The organism is Streptomyces capparidis (assembly GCF_054782095.1).
On record NZ_BAAGTD010000041.1, the window covers coordinates 38,088 to 53,621 of the forward strand.

At 74.3% G+C, this 15,534-nt stretch carries 14 protein-coding genes; 13 read left to right on the forward strand and 1 reads right to left on the reverse strand.

Annotation, left to right across the window (positions count from 1 at the left end):
* Positions 1–624 precede the first annotated feature (624 nt).
* From nsdA to ACYVO2_RS27425, 6 genes are all read left to right on the forward strand, one after another.
* A complete protein-coding gene (gene nsdA, locus ACYVO2_RS27400; RefSeq protein WP_461010686.1) occupies positions 625–2,067 on the forward strand; it encodes a transcriptional repressor NsdA in 1,443 nt (480 codons plus the stop codon).
* A 320-nt stretch (positions 2,068–2,387) separates the two neighbouring features.
* On the forward strand, positions 2,388–3,773 hold the full coding sequence (locus tag ACYVO2_RS27405; RefSeq protein ID WP_461010687.1) for an ammonium transporter: 1,386 nt from the start codon (positions 2,388–2,390) through the stop codon (positions 3,771–3,773).
* A complete protein-coding gene (locus ACYVO2_RS27410) occupies positions 3,770–4,108 on the forward strand; it encodes a P-II family nitrogen regulator (RefSeq protein WP_461010688.1) in 339 nt (112 codons plus the stop codon). Before ACYVO2_RS27405 ends, ACYVO2_RS27410 begins: the two co-directional genes overlap by 4 nt.
* Before the next feature lie 182 nt (positions 4,109–4,290).
* Complete coding sequence (locus ACYVO2_RS27415) at positions 4,291–6,738, forward strand: [protein-PII] uridylyltransferase (RefSeq protein WP_461010725.1); 2,448 nt, start codon at positions 4,291–4,293, stop codon at positions 6,736–6,738.
* A gap of 118 nt (positions 6,739–6,856) precedes the next feature.
* Positions 6,857–8,407: a signal recognition particle protein gene (gene ffh, locus ACYVO2_RS27420; protein ID WP_461010689.1), complete on the forward strand. Its 1,551-nt coding sequence runs from the start codon at positions 6,857–6,859 to the stop codon at positions 8,405–8,407.
* A 62-nt stretch (positions 8,408–8,469) separates the two neighbouring features.
* Positions 8,470–8,985: a GNAT family N-acetyltransferase gene (locus ACYVO2_RS27425; protein ID WP_461010690.1), complete on the forward strand. Its 516-nt coding sequence runs from the start codon at positions 8,470–8,472 to the stop codon at positions 8,983–8,985.
* Between the two features lie 90 nt (positions 8,986–9,075).
* Here ACYVO2_RS27425 and ACYVO2_RS27430 read toward each other — a convergent pair whose 3' ends face one another.
* On the reverse strand, positions 9,076–9,960 hold the full coding sequence (locus ACYVO2_RS27430) for a class I SAM-dependent methyltransferase (protein WP_461010691.1): 885 nt from the start codon (positions 9,958–9,960) through the stop codon (positions 9,076–9,078).
* Positions 9,961–10,214: 254 nt separating this feature from the next.
* On the opposite strand from ACYVO2_RS27430, the gene proS reads away from it, so the two are divergent.
* From proS to rplS, 7 genes are all read left to right on the forward strand, one after another.
* Positions 10,215–11,627 (forward strand): proline--tRNA ligase, encoded by a 1,413-nt coding sequence (gene proS / locus ACYVO2_RS27435; protein ID WP_461010692.1) that lies wholly within the window; start codon positions 10,215–10,217, stop codon positions 11,625–11,627.
* A 405-nt stretch (positions 11,628–12,032) separates the two neighbouring features.
* On the forward strand, positions 12,033–12,623 hold the full coding sequence (locus ACYVO2_RS27440; RefSeq protein ID WP_461010693.1) for a hypothetical protein: 591 nt from the start codon (positions 12,033–12,035) through the stop codon (positions 12,621–12,623).
* Between the two features lie 187 nt (positions 12,624–12,810).
* Entirely contained in the window at positions 12,811–13,254 is a 444-nt protein-coding gene (gene rpsP, locus ACYVO2_RS27445) for a 30S ribosomal protein S16 (protein ID WP_461010694.1), read from the forward strand.
* 2 nt (positions 13,255–13,256) lie between these two features.
* Positions 13,257–13,496: an RNA-binding protein gene (locus ACYVO2_RS27450; RefSeq protein ID WP_461010695.1), complete on the forward strand. Its 240-nt coding sequence runs from the start codon at positions 13,257–13,259 to the stop codon at positions 13,494–13,496.
* Positions 13,497–13,622: 126 nt separating this feature from the next.
* Positions 13,623–14,138, forward strand: a complete 516-nt coding sequence (gene rimM / locus ACYVO2_RS27455; RefSeq protein ID WP_461010696.1) for a ribosome maturation factor RimM — start codon at positions 13,623–13,625, stop codon at positions 14,136–14,138.
* Between the two features lie 21 nt (positions 14,139–14,159).
* A complete protein-coding gene (trmD, locus tag ACYVO2_RS27460; protein WP_461010697.1) occupies positions 14,160–14,975 on the forward strand; it encodes a tRNA (guanosine(37)-N1)-methyltransferase TrmD in 816 nt (271 codons plus the stop codon).
* Positions 14,976–15,176: 201 nt separating this feature from the next.
* Positions 15,177–15,524 carry a 50S ribosomal protein L19 gene (rplS, locus tag ACYVO2_RS27465; RefSeq protein WP_461010698.1) on the forward strand — a complete coding sequence of 116 codons (348 nt, stop codon included), beginning with the start codon at positions 15,177–15,179 and terminating at the stop codon, positions 15,522–15,524.
* The last annotated feature ends 10 nt before the right edge of the window (positions 15,525–15,534 follow it).

Below are 15,534 nucleotides of genomic sequence, written 5' to 3' on the forward strand. Positions count from 1 at the left end.
CGCCGCCCGGGCGTCCCCCGGCGCGCGGACCGACGCGGCGCGGTGGGCACGGGCCGTCCCAGCCCCACCCACCACCTGTCAAGTCAATCGCGTGGGATCACGGAAAGGTTCATCCCTGGGGGTGGCGAATGGTGGCGTTTCTGTAACCGCCCCTCGCCGTCCGGTGATCGGGGGATTACTTTCGGTTCCCGAGCCGGGACGACGCGCCGGTGCCGGCGGTCGGGCCGCGGGCACGGTCGCCGTCCGGGCGGAGGCCGAGGGGCCGCGGGAACGCGGTGGCCCCGACGGAGGGCGGCGGGCCCCCGCGACCACCCCGCGGACGCGGGGACGGTGGAGGACGCGGGGACGGTGGAGGCGCGAGGCCCGCGGCGCCCCGAGCGCGCGGGCGGGAACGCCGGCCGCGGGGCTCCGCCGAGGCGGGCCGGGGGACCGTACGCCCGAGTGGCGAACGGCGCCCCGGCTCACGCGGGACGCGGGCTCCGGGGAGTCCGCGGCACCTGGGAGACTCGGGCCGCGCCACCGGGCGCCGGAGGCCGCCGGCCCCGGACGGCGGGGCGGCCCGGCCCGGCGGGGCGCGCACGTGGCGGGTGACGAGGCGGGGAGACCCGGGATGGGGGCGTTCCGGTGGCTGACAAGCAGCCCAACGCGCGGTTGAGCTCGTGGTTCGAGCGCAGCGGCTGGTCCAAGGGCGAGTTGGCGCGCCAGGTCAACCGCAGGGCCCGGCAGGCCGGGGCCCACCACATCAGCACCGACACCTCACGGGTGCGGCGGTGGCTGGACGGCGAGCAGCCCCGCGAGCCGATCCCGCGGATCCTGTCGGAGCTGTTCTCCGAGCGGTTCGGCTGCGTGGTGTCCGTGGAGGACCTGGGCCTGCGCTCCCCGAACGGCCCGCCGCGCGGCGTCGGCGTCGACCTGCCCTGGGCCGGCCCGCAGACCGTCCACCTGATCAGCGAGTTCTCCCGCAGCGACCTGATGCTCGCCCGGCGCGGCTTCCTGGGCACCTCGCTGGCCCTCGCCGCGGGGCCCGCCCTGGTCGAGCCCATGCAGCGCTGGCTGGTGCCCGGCTCCGCGGCCGCAGCCCAGCCGCCCCGCTCCGCCGAGCAGCGCCGCCCCGGCGGTCGCCTGTCCGAGCCGGAGCTCGAGCTGCTGGAGGCCACCACGGTGATGTTCCGCCAGTGGGACGCCTCCTGCGGCGGCGGGCTCCGCCGCAAGGCCGTCGTCGGCCAGCTCCACGAGGTGACCGAGCTGCTGTCCGAGACGCAGCCGGAGGCGGTCTCCCGGCGGCTGTTCACCACGGCGGCCGAGCTGGCCCACCTGGCGGGCTGGATGACCTACGACGTGGGCATGCAGCCCAGCGCGCAGAAGTACTTCGTACTGGCGCTGCACGCCGCCAAGGAGGCGGGGGACCGGCCGCTGGGCGCGCTGATCCTGTCCGACATGGCCCGCCAGATGATCCACCTGGGCCGCCCGGAGGACGGCCTCGAGCTGGTGCACCTCGCGCAGTACGGCAGCCGGGAGACCGCGACCGCCAGGACCCAGGCCATGCTGTACGCGGTCGAGGCCCGCGCCTACGCCAACATGGGCGAGGTCAACAAGTGCCACCGCGCGGTGCGCATGGCCGAGGACACCTTCAGCGAGGTGCGCGGGGGCGAGGACCCGGACTGGATCGCCTTCTTCAGCGAGGGCGAGCTGCACGGCGAGAACGCCCACTCCTACCGCGACCTCGCCTACGTCGGCGGCCGCAGCCGCACCTACGCGTCGCTGGCCCGCCCCGCCATGGAGCGGGCGGTGGAGCTGTTCGCCGACGACCCGGCGCAGCAGCGCACCCGCGCCCTGAACCTCGTCGGCATGGCCACCGTCCACCTGCTCCAGCGCAACCCGGAGGAGGCCGCCCACTACGCCGGGCAGGCCGTGGACATCGCCGCCCGCATCCGCTCCGAGCGCGTCAACACCCGGCTGCGCAGGACCACCGCGGAGGCGGTGCGCGAGCACGGCGACGTGCCCGCGGTGCGCGAGCTGTCCGACCGCCTGGCCTGCGCGCTGCCCGAGCTCTCGGAGCCCGCCTGAGGACGGCGCCCACCCATGGTTTCCGGCCGCGGAAGGCCCCTCGTTCACCCGACTTCGGCTCCCCCACGCCACGGTCGCAGGGGGCCCTCCGCGGCCGGAGCTTTCGCGGCGCCGGATCCGTGTGGGGGTACAGAGTAAATGGACGCGCGCCCTCCAGTGGGGCGGTTCATCCGCCCGTAACACGGGCTTGACGTTCGTCACGGTCGTGAAACACCGGATCGCATCGGCTGAAACCCCCGTGCGCCAGCCTCATGGCGAAAACCGGCCCACCTTTGCCCGACGCAACCCGCACGGGCCGGTACGAGAGATCGGAGCCGCCGATGCCGCCTGGCCTCAGCGCCGCGAACACCGTGTCCCTGGCCGCGGACAAGTTGGATACGGGCAACACCGCGTTCATGATCATCAGCGCCGCGCTCGTGATGCTGATGACCCCCGGACTCGCCTTCTTCTACGGCGGCATGGTCCGGGTCAAGAGCGCCCTGAACATGCTGATGATGTCCTTCATCAGCCTGGGAATCGTCACCATCCTGTGGGTCCTGTTCGGCTTCAGCCTGGCCTTCGGCGACGACCGCGGCGGCATCATCGGAGCCTCGGGCGACTACCTCGGACTCAGCGGCATCGGCGTGGCGGAGGTGTGGCCCGGCTACACCATCCCCGTGTTCGTCTTCGCCGTCTTCCAGTTGATGTTCGCCGTCATCACCCCCGCCCTGATCAGCGGCGCGCTCGCGGACCGGGTGAAGTTCACCGCGTGGGCGCTGTTCGTCGCCCTGTGGGTGACGGTCGTCTACTTCCCGGTCGCGCACTGGGTGTGGGGCGCCGGCGGCTGGCTGTACGAGATGGGCGTCATCGACTTCGCGGGCGGCACCGCCGTCCACATCAACGCGGGCGCCGCGGCGCTCGGCGCCATCCTCGTCGTCGGCAAGCGGATCGGATTCAAAAAGGACCCGATGCGGCCGCACAGCCTGCCGCTGGTGATGCTCGGCGCGGGCCTGCTGTGGTTCGGCTGGTTCGGCTTCAACGCCGGCTCCTGGCTCGGCACCGGCGACGGCGTCGCGGGCGTGGCGTTCCTCAACACCCAGATCGCCACCGCCGCCGCCATGCTCGGCTGGCTCGCCTACGAGAAGCTGCGCCACGGCACCTTCACCACCCTGGGCGCCGCCTCGGGCGCGGTGGCCGGCCTGGTCGCCATCACCCCGGCCTGCGGCTCGGTCAGCCCGCTCGGCGCGATCGCCGTCGGCGCCATCGCCGGTGTGCTGTGCGCCTGGGCGGTGGGCCTGAAGTACAAGCTCGGCTACGACGACTCGCTCGACGTCATCGGCGTGCACCTGGTCGGCGGCCTCACCGGGTCCCTGCTGGTCGGCTTCTTCGCCACCGGCGGCGTGCAGAGCAAGGCCCAGGGCCTGTTCTACGGCGGCGGGTTCGAGCAGCTCGGCAAGCAGGCCGCCGGCGCGTTCTCCGTCCTGGCGTACTCCTTCGTGGTCTCCTTCCTCCTGGCCAAGGCCATCGACCTGGTCATCGGCTTCCGGGCCTCGGACGAGGAGGAGCTCGCGGGTGTGGACCAGGCGTTCCACGCCGAGACCGCCTACGACTTCAGCGCCGTCGGCGGGTCCCTGGCCGGCTCCGCGGCCCGGGCCGCGGCCGCCGTGGGAACGTCGCGGGAGGACGCCGCGGGTACCGCGCCCGAGCAGAAGAAGGTTGACGCATGAAGCTGATCACCGCCGTCGTCAAGACCCACCGGCTCGACGACATCAAGGAAGCCCTCCAGGCCTTCGGCGTGCACGGTCTGACCGTCTCCGAGGCCAGCGGCTACGGCCGCCAGCGCGGCCACACCGAGGTCTACCGCGGCGCCGAGTACACCGTGGACCTGGTGCCCAAGGTGCGCGTCGAGGTGCTGGTGGAGGACGACGACGCCGAGCAGTTGATCGACGTGGTCGTCAAGGCCGCCCGCACCGGCAAGATCGGCGACGGCAAGGTGTGGGTCGTCCCCGTGGAGACCGTGGTGCGGGTCCGCACCGGCGAGCGGGGGCCGGACGCGCTGTGACGGAACGCGACGCGGACGGCCGCCCGGACGGGACACGAGGAGACCGAGTGACAGGACGCGTCGGAACCGACCAGCCCTCCCCGGCCCACGACGGGCCGGGGAGGGCCGCCGGGGCGGAGCCGGGAGCCGGCCCCGCCCCCGGCCGCCCGGACTCCGCCGAGGACGGCTACGCGGCGGCCCGGCTGCGCCTGCTCCAGGAGGAGGGGCGGCCCGGGCCGCCGCGCCGTGCCGGGCTCGCGGACCTCACCGACCGGTGGCTGCGGGAGCTCCTCGCCGGGGCGCTCACCGCCACCGCCGCCCGGCGGGCGCCCGGCGGCACCCCCGCGCAGTTGCCCCCGGTCGCGCTCGTCGCCGTCGGCGGCTACGGCCGCGGCGAGCTGTCCCCGCGCAGCGACCTGGACCTGCTGCTGCTGCACGACGGCGCGTGGAAGGGCGAGCAGGTCTCCGCGCTCGCCGACCGCATGTGGTACCCGGTGTGGGACCTGGGCCTGGCCCTGGACCACTCCGTGCGCACCCCCGCCGAGGCCCGCAGGACCGCGGCCGACGACCTGAAGGTCCAGCTCGGCCTGCTCGACGCCCGGCACGTCGCCGGCGACCCGGCGCTCACCGCGGCCCTGCGCGGCGCGGTCCTGGCCGACTGGCGGGCCTCCGCCCCCAAGCGGCTGCCCGAGCTGCGCGAGATGTGCGCCGCGCGCGCCGAGCGGCACGGCGAGCTGTCGTTCCTGCTGGAGCCCGACCTGAAGGAGGCCCACGGCGGGCTGCGGGACCTCACCGTGCTGCGCGCGGTCGCCGCCTCCTGGGTCGCCGACGCCCCCCGGGAGGGCCTGGACGAGGCCCGCGGGATCCTGCTCGACGCCCGCGACGCGCTGCACCTGGTCACCGGGCGCGCCACCGACCGGCTCATGCTCCAGGAGCAGGACCAGGTGGCCGCCCGGCTCGGCCTGCTCGACGCCGACACCCTGCTGCGCCGGATCTACGAGGCCGCCCGCACCGTCCGCTACGCCGGCGACGTCACCTGGCGCGAGGTGGGCCGGGTGCTGCGCTCCCGCGAGGGCCGCGCCCGCAGGGCCGTCCGCCGCGGCCTGCTCGGCGTCGGCCGCGGGGAGGACACCGCCGAGCGCACCCCGCTCGCCGAGGGCGTCGTCGAGCACGAGGGCGAGGCCGTGCTGGCCCGCACCGCCCGGCCCGACCGGGACCCGGTGCTGCCGCTGCGCGCCGCCGCCGCGGCCGCCCAGGCCGGCCTGCCGCTGGCCCTGCACGCCGCCCGCCGCCTGGCCGCCGCCGCCCGCCCGCTGCCCGTGCCCTGGCCCGCCGAGGCCCGCGAGCAACTGCTCACCCTGCTCGGCGCGGGGGAGAGCACCGTGCCGGTGTGGGAGGCGCTGGAGGCCGAGGGGCTGGTCACCCGGCTGCTGCCGGACTGGGAGCGGGTGCGCTGCCGGCCGCAGCGCAACCCCGTGCACCGCTGGACCGTCGACCGGCACCTGGTGGAGACCGCGGTGCGGGCCTCCCGGCTCACCCGGCGCGTGGCGAGGCCCGACCTGCTGCTGATCGCCGCCCTGCTGCACGACATCGGCAAGGGCTGGCCGGGCGACCACAGCGAGGCCGGCGAGGTCATCGCCCGCGACGTCGCCGCCCGCCTCGGGTTCGCCCGCGCGGACGTGGACACCATCGCGCTGCTGGTCCGCCACCACCTGCTGCTCGTGGACACCGCCACCCGCCGCGACCTGGACGACCCGCTGACCGTGCGGCGCGTCGCCGAGGCGGTGCGCGGAGCCGAGGCGCTGGAGCTGCTGCACGCCCTCACCGAGGCCGACGCGCTGGCCACCGGGCCCGCGGCGTGGAGCACCTGGCGTGCCTCCCTGGTCGCGGACCTGGTCAAGCGGGTCGGCGCGGCGCTCGCCGGAGAGCCCGCGCCCGAGCCGTTCCGGCCGCACACCACGGCCGAGCAGGAGCGCCTGGCCGTGGAGGCGGCGCGCACCGGGGGACCGGTGCTGGCGATGTGGACGCGCCCGCCCGTCGAGCCGGCCGAGCCCGCCGATGGGCCCGACGACGGCGCCGGGGACCCCGAGCCCGTCGGCGTGGAGCTGCTCGTCGCCGTCCCCGACCGCCCCGGCCTGCTCGCCGCGGCAGCCGGGGTGCTGGCCCTGCACCGGCTCACCGTGCGGGCCGCGGACCTGTCCGGGGCGGACCCGGCCGGGATCGGCGCGGTGGCGCTCCAGCGGTGGCGGGTGGACGCCGAGTTCGGCCGGCTGCCGGAGACCTCCCGGCTGCGGCAGGACCTCGCCCGCGCGCTGGACGGCTCCCTGGACATCGCCAGGCGCCTGGCCGAGCGGGAGGCCGCCCACCCCCGCCGCCGGTGGCGCCCCGCCCCGCCGCCCAGGGTCACGGTGGCCCGGGACGGCGCCTCCACCGCGACGGTGCTCGAGGTGCGGGCGCAGGACGCCCCCGGGCTGCTGCACCGCATCGGCCGGGCCCTGGAGGAGGCCGGGGTGGACGTGCGGGCCGCGCGCATCAGCACCCTGGGCGCCAACGCGGTGGACGCCTTCTACGTCGTGGGCCCCGACGGCGCCCCGCTGCCCGAGGTGCGGGCGGCGGAGGTGGCCGGGACGGTGGAGCGCGCCCTGGCCTGAGGGCCGGGGCGCCGCCCGCGCGAGCGGCGGGGCAGACCACGGCTGCCGGGCCGGATACCCTGGAGGCTGTTTCCGTGCCCCCCGACCGCCCCGAGCCACTGAAGGATCCGCGAGCGACGTGTTCGAAACCCTCTCTGACCGTCTGAGCCTGGCGTTCAAGAACCTCCGGAGCCGGGGCCGCCTGTCCGAGGCGGACATCGACGCCACCGCGCGCGAGATCCGTATCGCCCTGCTCGAGGCGGACGTGGCGCTGCCCGTCGTGCGCGCGTTCATCCGGCAGGTCAAGGAGCGGGCGCTGGGCGCCGAGGTCTCCCAGGCCCTGAACCCGGCCCAGCAGGTCATCAAGATCGTCAACGAGGAGCTCGTCGGCATCCTCGGCGGCGAGACCCGCCGCCTGCGGTTCGCCAAGACCCCGCCGACGGTGATCATGCTCGCCGGCCTCCAGGGCGCGGGCAAGACCACGCTCGCGGGCAAGCTCGGCAAGTGGCTCAAGACCCAGGGCCACGCGCCGCTGCTGGTGGCGTGCGACCTCCAGCGCCCGAACGCGGTCAACCAGCTCAGCGTCGTCGCCGAGCGCGCGGGCGTCGCCGTGTACGCCCCGCAGCCGGGCAACGGCGTCGGCGACCCCGTCCAGGTCGCCCGCGACTCCATCGAGTACGCCCGCGGCAAGCAGTACGACGTGGTGGTCGTCGACACCGCGGGCCGCCTCGGCATCGACGCCGAGATGATGCAGCAGGCCGCCGACATCCGCGACGCGGTCCGGCCCGACGAGATCCTGTTCGTGGTCGACGCCATGATCGGCCAGGACGCGGTCACCACCGCGCAGGCGTTCCTCGACGGCGTCGGCTTCGACGGCGTGGTGCTCTCCAAGCTCGACGGCGACGCCCGCGGCGGTGCCGCACTGTCGGTCGCGCAGGTCACCGGCCGCCAGATCATGTTCGCCTCCAACGGCGAGAAGCTGGACGACTTCGACGCCTTCCACCCCGACCGGATGGCCTCCCGCATCCTCGGCATGGGCGACGTGCTCAGCCTGATCGAGAAGGCGGAGCAGACCTTCAGCCAGGCCGAGGCCCAGAAGATGGCCGAGAAGCTGGCGCGGGGGCCGAAGGAGTTCACCCTCGACGACTTCCTGGCGCAGATGGAGCAGGTCCGCAAGATGGGCTCCATCTCCAAGCTGCTCGGGATGCTCCCGGGCATGGGCCAGATCAGGGACCAGATCAACAACCTCGACGACCGGGACGTGGACCGGGTCGCGGCGATCATCAAGTCGATGACCCCGGCCGAGCGCGAGGACCCGAAGATCATCAACGGCTCGCGCCGCGCCCGTATCGCCCGCGGCTCCGGCGTCGAGGTCAGCGCCGTCAACAACCTGGTGGAGCGCTTCTTCGAGGCGCGCAAGATGATGTCCAAGATGGCCCAGGGCGGCATGCCGGGAATGCCCGGGATGCCGGGGATGCCGGGCATGGGCGGAGCGGGCGCGAAGAAGAAGGGCAAGGCCCAGCCGAAGAAGGGCCGCAAGCGCAGCGGCAACCCCGCCAAGCGCGCCGCCGAGGAGAAGGCCGCCGCCGAGCGGGCGGCGTCGGGCGCCGGGGCCTTCGGCCTGCCCGCCCCGGGGCAGACCCCGCAGGACTTCGAACTGCCCGAGGAGTTCAAGAAGTTCATGCAGTAGGCGGCGCGCGGCACGCGAGGGGCCGCGGGCCGCCGCCCGCCGGGGCTTGCCATGATGGACCCATGCGCGTGCACATCCGCCCCCCGCAGCCGAGCGACGCCGAGGCCTACGCCGCAGCCGTGCTGCGCTCCGCCGAGCACATCGGACCGTGGAACCCCGTGGATCCGAACGGCCTGCACGAACTCATCCGCAGGCAGGGGCCCACGCTGCGCTCCTACCTCGTCATCGACGACGCGGACGGGGGCATCGTCGGCAAGGTCAACGTCGCCAACATCGTGCGCGCCCGCTTCCGCAACGGCTCCCTGGGCTACGACTCCTACCTGCCCTACGCCGGCACCGGCCGGATGACCGAGGGCATGCGGCTGGTCGTGGACACCTGCTTCAAGGACTATCCCGAGGGCCTCGGCCTGCACCGCCTGGAGATCAACGTCCAGCCCGACAACGAACGCTCCATCGCCATGGCCAAGCGCCTGGGCTTCCGCCACGAGGGCTTCTCGCCGCGCATGCTCTACCTCAACGACGCCTGGCGCGACCACGAGCGGTTCGCCCTCACCGCCGAGGAGTGGCCCGGTCTGTGACCCGCCCGGGTGGCGAACCCCGTCCCGCCGGGGGCCGCCGCGCCGATCCCCGGAACCGCGGCCGGGGAGTGCGGGATCAGGAGTCCGGGGTCAGGGGGTCCGGGCGATCGTGTACCGGAAGACGTTGTCCATCCGGACGCCGCCGTCGGGCAACCGGAAGGCGCGCAGCGCCTCCGCCAGCTCCTTCTCCACCCGCGCCGCGTCGGTGGCCTCCACCGCCGCGTCCAGCAGCCCGGTCGAGGTGAGCCCCCGCACCGCGCTGTCCAGGTCCGGGTAGGCGAACGGGCACGCCACCCGGCCCGAGCCGTCGGGGCGCAGCCCAGCCCGCTTCGCGACCTGCTCCAGGTCGTCCGGGCCGCTCAGCCGGAACGGGTCCACCGCCCCGCCCCGCGCCCCCGGGTGGGCGAGCCGCCCCGCCGCCCGCAGCACCTGCCCGGTCCGGCACCGCTCCGGCGGCCCCCAGCCCGCGAGCACCACCGGCGCACCCCGCTCCGCGAGCCGCGCCACCCCGGCCAGCACCCGCTCCGGCTCCGCCAGCGCGTGCAGCCCGTCGAACACCGTGACCATCGTGTACGGGGCGCCCGGGGCGGTCCCCGGCAGCTCGGCCAGCACCTCGCCCCGCTCCTCGGGCGCCGCCCCGTGCCGCTCCACGCGTGGAATGGACCCCGCCGCGCCGCCCCGGTCCCCCGGAAGCAGCCGCTCCCGGGCCAGCGCCAGCCAGTCGGCGTCGTCCTCCACTCCCGTGACCCGCGCGCCGCGCGCCGCCGCCATCAGCAGCGCGAGCCCCGAGCCGCACCGCAGGGCCAGCAGCCGCGTGCCCGCCCCGACGTCGAGCCGTGCGTAGACGGCCTCGTACAGCGGAACGAGCATGCGCTCCTGGATCTCCGCCCAATCCCGTGCCCTGGCGCGCGCGTCCCTCGTGCCGCCCGCGCGCCGCCAACGCGTCTGCCTGTCTGCGAGTAGAACAGAAGCCATCTCCAAGCCGCCCCAATCGCGTTGCCGCTGGTCCCCGCCCCCATCTGCACGTCGTTTCCCGCCCCCGTCATGCCAGGGAACCCCCGATTCGCCCCGGCGTCCAGAGGGCGGTTCCACCACTCGGACGGCTCCCCTCCGCCGCCCGCCCCCGCCCTCGGCGGAGCGCGCCGCCCACCTGCGGGGCCGCGCCACGCGCCGTCACGCGCCGGGCTTCGATTCACGGTGGCACCGGCGTTCGCCGTACCATCTGCGCCATGGCAAAGGCTCCCGTGCTCACTCCCCAGGCGGACGACTTCCCGCGCTGGTACCAGGACCTGATCAACAAGGCCGAGCTGGCCGACAACGGGCCGGTGCGCGGCACCATGGTCATCCGCCCGTACGGCTACTCGCTGTGGGAGCGGATGCAGCAGGGTCTCGACGCCCGGATCAAGGACGCGGGCGCCTCCAACGCCTACTTCCCGCTCTTCATCCCCCAGTCTTACCTGACTCGCGAGGCCGAGCACGTCGAGGGATTCAGCCCCGAGCTCGCCGTGGTCACGCACGCGGGCGGCAAGGAACTCGAAGAGCCGGTGGTGGTGCGCCCCACCTCCGAGACCATCATCAACGAGTACTTCTCCAAGTGGGTGCAGAGCTACCGCGACCTGCCGCTGCTGATCAACCAGTGGGCCAACGTCGTGCGCTGGGAGCTGCGGCCGCGGGTGTTCCTGCGCACCACGGAGTTCCTGTGGCAGGAGGGGCACACCGCCCACGCCACCCAGCAGGACGCCCGCGACTACGCGGCGCGGATCCTGCACGAGGTGTACGCCGACTTCATGGTCGACGTCCTGGGCATCTCGGTGGTGCTCGGCCGCAAGACTCCCAAGGAGCGCTTCGCCGGCGCCATCAACACCCTCACCCTGGAGGGCATGATGCGCGACGGCAAGGCCCTCCAGATGGGCACCAGCCACGAGCTCGGGCAGAACTTCGCCAAGGCGTTCAACACCCAGTACCTCGCCGCGGACGGCGGGCGCGAGTACGCGTGGCAGACCTCGTGGGGCGTGTCCACCCGCATGGTCGGCGGCCTGATCATGGCGCACGGCGACGACAACGGGCTGCGGGTGCCGCCGCGCCTGGCGCCCGTGCAGGCCGTGGTGCTCGCCATCAAGGGCGACGACGCGGTGGTGGCCAAGGTGCGCGAGATCGCCGAGCGGCTGAAGGCGGCCGGGGTGCGGGCCGTGGTGGACGACCGCGCCGACGTGCCGTTCGGCCGCCGCGCCGTGGACTGGGAGCTCAAGGGCGTCCCCGTCCGCGTCGAGATCGGCCCGCGGGACCTGGAGAACGGCACCGCGATGCTGGCCCGCCGCATCCCCGGCGGCAAGGAGCCGGTGCGCCTGGACGCCCTGCCGGAGACGGTCGCCGCGGCCCTGGAGGAGGACCAAGCGCTGCTGCTGGAGCAGTCCCGGCAGTTCCGCGAGTCGCGGACCGCGGACGTGAGCACCCTCGGCGAGGCCGTCGAGGCCGCCGCCACCGGCTGGGCCCGCATCCCCTGGGCCGACCTCGGCCCCGAGGGCGAGGCCAAGCTCGCCGAGCAGGCGGTGACAGTGCGGTGCCTGGTCGGCCCGGACGGTTCGGTTCCGGACAGTGACGATGCGCCCGGAACGCTTGCCATCGTCGCCCGCGCGTACTAAGGAGCGGGGCCCCGTACGGCCCCGTGGGCTTGCCCTTCGCGCCTGACGCCCGCCGCGGCCCCGCCCCCGGGGCCGCGGCGGGCGTCGTCACGGCCCTTCCACCCAGGTCGGACCGGGTCCGTCGGCGCGCCCCCGGCCTCCTGTCGCGGCCCGTCGCCGCGCCGGAATTCTCCCGGCTTGGTCCGGACCTGCCCGGAACTCATGCGCCCCTTGTGCGCCCCGCGTCCACTGCCGCGTGCGTAACGGGTGCTACGCCAGGTGCGGCAGGGCCTGGTAGCGCCGGGTCCGCCGTTGTCCGCAGGGGTCCTGGGGGCGGAGAGGTGAGCCACTACTGACTAGTACGCGCAAATTATTTGGGATGGCCCGGAATCGGAACACCGGGCCGCCCCGTTTCGTTGTCACGACGTGAGCACGACACCATTTGTTCTTGCCGCCGAACTGGCAGCCGCGTGGGCCGACATCCAGCACCACCACCCCGAGCTGCCCAACCTGGCTTCGCCCGAATCGCTCATCGGAGAGTCCTCGTCCGCCTGCGGCACCGAGCTCTCCTTCGAACGCCTGCTGCACGAGGCCGTCCACGGCATCGCCGCCGCGCGCGGTGTCCGCGACACCTCCCGCGCCGGCCGCTACCACAACCGCCGCTTCCTCGCGATCGCCGCGGAACTCGGCCTGGAGCACCCCGAGCCGCCCCACCCCAGCAGCGGCTTCTCGCTCGTGGTGATGCGCCCCGAGACCAAGCGCCGCTACCGGCCCACCATCGACCGGCTGCGCCGCGCGCTCGGCACCCACACCAAGGTCACCACCGCGGACACCGCCAAGTCCTTCCGCGGCCCCGCCGCGCGCCACGGCTCCTCCGGGGGCGGTGTACGCGTCAAGGCCGTGTGCGGGTGCGGGCGCAACGTGCGCGTGGTCCCGTCCGTCCTCGCCCAGGCGCCGATCATGTGCGGGGCGTGCGGCCAGGCGTTCCGCATTCCCGAGGCGGTGGCGGTCGGGTAGCGGCCCGCGCGGCGCGGCCCGGTCATCGCACTCCCGGACGTGTGGCAAAATGGTGAGCTGAGTACTCGCTGCCGCACCGGATCCCTCTCTCCTGCGGTTGGCGCGTCCATCCGAGCGCTCGGCTCCCACAACCCCACGTGGTGTCCCGTGTGCTCAACCACGTCCGAAACCAGGAGACACCACTCCCGTGGCAGTCAAGATCAAGCTGAAGCGTCTGGGCAAGATCCGGTCCCCGCACTACCGCATCATCGTCGCCGACTCGCGCACCCGCCGCGACGGTCGCGCGATCGAGGAGCTGGGCCTGTACCACCCGGTGCAGAACCCCTCCCGCATCGAGGTGAACTCGGAGCGCGTGCAGTACTGGCTCGGCGTCGGCGCCCAGCCGACCGAGCCCGTGCTCGCCATCCTCAAGGTGACCGGCGACTGGCAGAAGTTCAAGGGCCTGCCCGCCCCCGAGCCGATGAAGATGCCGGAGCCCAAGGCCGACAAGAGCCACCTGTTCGAGGCGGCCGTCAAGGACGTCGGTGACGAGCCCAAGGGTGAGGCCATCACCCCCAAGGCCAAGAAGAGCGACAAGAAGGACGACGAGGCCGCCGCCGAGTCGGCCGAGACCGCTTCCACCGAGGCCTGAGCATGCTCGAGGAAGCCCTCGAGCACTTGGTGAAGGGCATCGTGGACAACCCGGACGAGGTGTCGGTCGCATCCCGCGACCTGCGCCGCGGACGGGTGCTCGAGGTCCGGGTGCACCCGGAGGACCTCGGGAAGGTCATCGGCCGCAACGGCCGTACCGCTCGGGCGCTGCGCACGGTCGTGGGCGCGCTCGGCGGCCGCGGAGTCCGGGTCGACCTCGTGGACGTCGACCAGGTCCGCTGACAGAAGTGATCGCCGGCGCGGGCCGGGCGGGACCTGGCTCCCGCCCGGCCCGCGCCGCGTCACCGGCCCTCCACCCGGGCGACGGGCCCCGGGAGGGCGACCGCGAGCGTGAGGAGAGATGAGCACGTGCAGCTCGTAGTAGGCCGGATCGGCCGCGCCCACGGCATCAAGGGCGAGGTCACGGTCGAGGTGCGCACCGACGAGCCCGAGCTGCGGCTGGCCCCGGGCGCCGTGCTGGCCACCGACCCGCCGTCGACCGGCCCCCTGACCATCGCGTCGGGCCGGGTGCACAGCGGGCGGCTGCTGCTGCGCTTCGAGGGCGTGCACGACCGCACCGCCGCCGAGGGCCTGCGCAACACCCTGCTCATCGCCGAGGTGGACCCCGACGAGCTCCCCGAGGACCCGGAGGAGTTCTACGACCACCAGCTCATCGACCTGGACGTGGTCACCGCCGACGGCACCGAGGTCGGGCGGATCGAGTCCATCGCCCACCTGCCCTACCAGGACCTGCTGATCGTCCGCCGCCCCGACGGGCGCGAGGCCCTCATCCCGTTCGTGGCCGAGATCGTCCCCGAGATCGACCTGGAGGCCCAGCGCGCCGTCGTCACGCCGCCGCCCGGGCTGCTGGACGAGGCCGAGTAGGGAGCCGAGCCCACCCCCGCCATGCGCATCGACATCGTCACGATCTTCCCCGAGTACCTCGAGCCGCTGAACGTCTCCCTGGTCGGCAAGGCGCGCGCCCGCGGCCTGCTCGACGTGCGCCTGCACGACCTGCGGGCCTTCACCCACGACCGGCACCGCACCGTGGACGACACCCCGTTCGGCGGCGGCCCCGGCATGGTGATGAAGCCCGAGCCGTGGGGCGAGGCGCTGGACACCGTGGTCGCGGACGGCCCCGGCGCGGCCACGCCCACCCTGGTGGTGCCCACGCCCAGCGGGCGCCCGTTCACCCAGGGCACCGCCGTCGAGCTGTCCGAGCGGCCGTGGCTGGTGTTCGCCCCCGCCCGCTACGAGGGCATCGACCGCCGCGTGGTGGACGACGCCGCCGCCCGCATGCCGGTGGAGGAGCTGTCCATCGGCGACTACGTCCTCGCGGGCGGCGAGGCCGCCGTGCTGGTCATGGTCGAGGCCGTGGCCCGGCTGCTGCCCGGCGTGCTCGGCAACGCCGAGTCCCACCGCGACGACTCCTTCGCCCCCGGGCCCATGGCGCACCTGCTCGAAGGCCCCGTCTACACCAAGCCGCCCGCCTGGCGCGGCCGCGAGGTCCCCGAGGTGCTGCTCTCCGGCCACCACGGCCGCATCGCCCGCTGGCGGCGCGACCAGGCGTTGCGCCGCACCGCCGCCGTGCGCCCCGACCTGATCGAGCGCTGCGACCCGGCGGCCCTCGACCGCCACGACCGCGCGCTGCTGGCCGAACTGGGCTGGTCACCGGACCCGGAGGGACGGTTTTGGCGCCCGCAGGCGGCTGTGGAAGAATAGGCCGCTGCTGTCCGGGGCCGTCGAACGAGCTTCGGACGCCGTAGCGGCCGGAGCCCTCACCGCACCCGGCGCGCACTCGGCCCGTCAGCGCCCGGCGCCCTGCCACAGGGGGAACGCCGGACGCCGGCCGGAACCGGCAGCACCCAACTCAGCCACGACACCGCTGATGACCTGTGGCATCAGCGAGGAAAGCAGACGGTCATGCACCTTCTCGACACCGTTGACGCCGCTTCGCTGCGCGACGACATCCCCGCCTTCCGCCCCGGCGACACGGTGAACGTCCACGTGCGCGTCATCGAGGGCAACCGCTCCCGTGTGCAGCAGTTCAAGGGCGTCGTCATCCGCCGCCAGGGCTCCGGGGTGCGTGAGACGTTCACCGTCCGCAAGGTCAGCTTCGGCGTCGGGGTGGAGCGCACCTTCCCGGTGCACACCCCGATCGTGGAGAAGATCGAGGTCGTCACCCGCGGTGACGTGCGCCGCGCCAAGCTGTACTACCTGCGCGAGCTGCGCGGCAAGGCCGCCAAGATCAAGGAGAAGCGCGACAACTGACCTCGTCGCG

Excerpts from the sequence above, each read along its gene's own strand:
- ACYVO2_RS27425 (WP_461010690.1), top strand. The coding sequence starts at position 8,470 with ATGCGCGTGCACATCCGCCCCCCGCAGCCGAGCGACGCCGAGGCCTAC.
- proS (WP_461010692.1), top strand. The coding sequence starts at position 10,215 with ATGGCAAAGGCTCCCGTGCTCACTCCCCAGGCGGACGACTTCCCGCGC.
- trmD (WP_461010697.1), top strand. The coding sequence starts at position 14,160 with ATGCGCATCGACATCGTCACGATCTTCCCCGAGTACCTCGAGCCGCTG.
- rplS (WP_461010698.1), top strand. The coding sequence starts at position 15,177 with ATGCACCTTCTCGACACCGTTGACGCCGCTTCGCTGCGCGACGACATC.
- ACYVO2_RS27410 (WP_461010688.1), top strand. The coding sequence starts at position 3,770 with ATGAAGCTGATCACCGCCGTCGTCAAGACCCACCGGCTCGACGACATC.
- ACYVO2_RS27450 (WP_461010695.1), top strand. The coding sequence starts at position 13,257 with ATGCTCGAGGAAGCCCTCGAGCACTTGGTGAAGGGCATCGTGGACAAC.
- ACYVO2_RS27405 (WP_461010687.1), top strand. The coding sequence starts at position 2,388 with ATGCCGCCTGGCCTCAGCGCCGCGAACACCGTGTCCCTGGCCGCGGAC.
- ACYVO2_RS27430 (WP_461010691.1), bottom strand. The coding sequence starts at position 9,960 with ATGGCTTCTGTTCTACTCGCAGACAGGCAGACGCGTTGGCGGCGCGCG.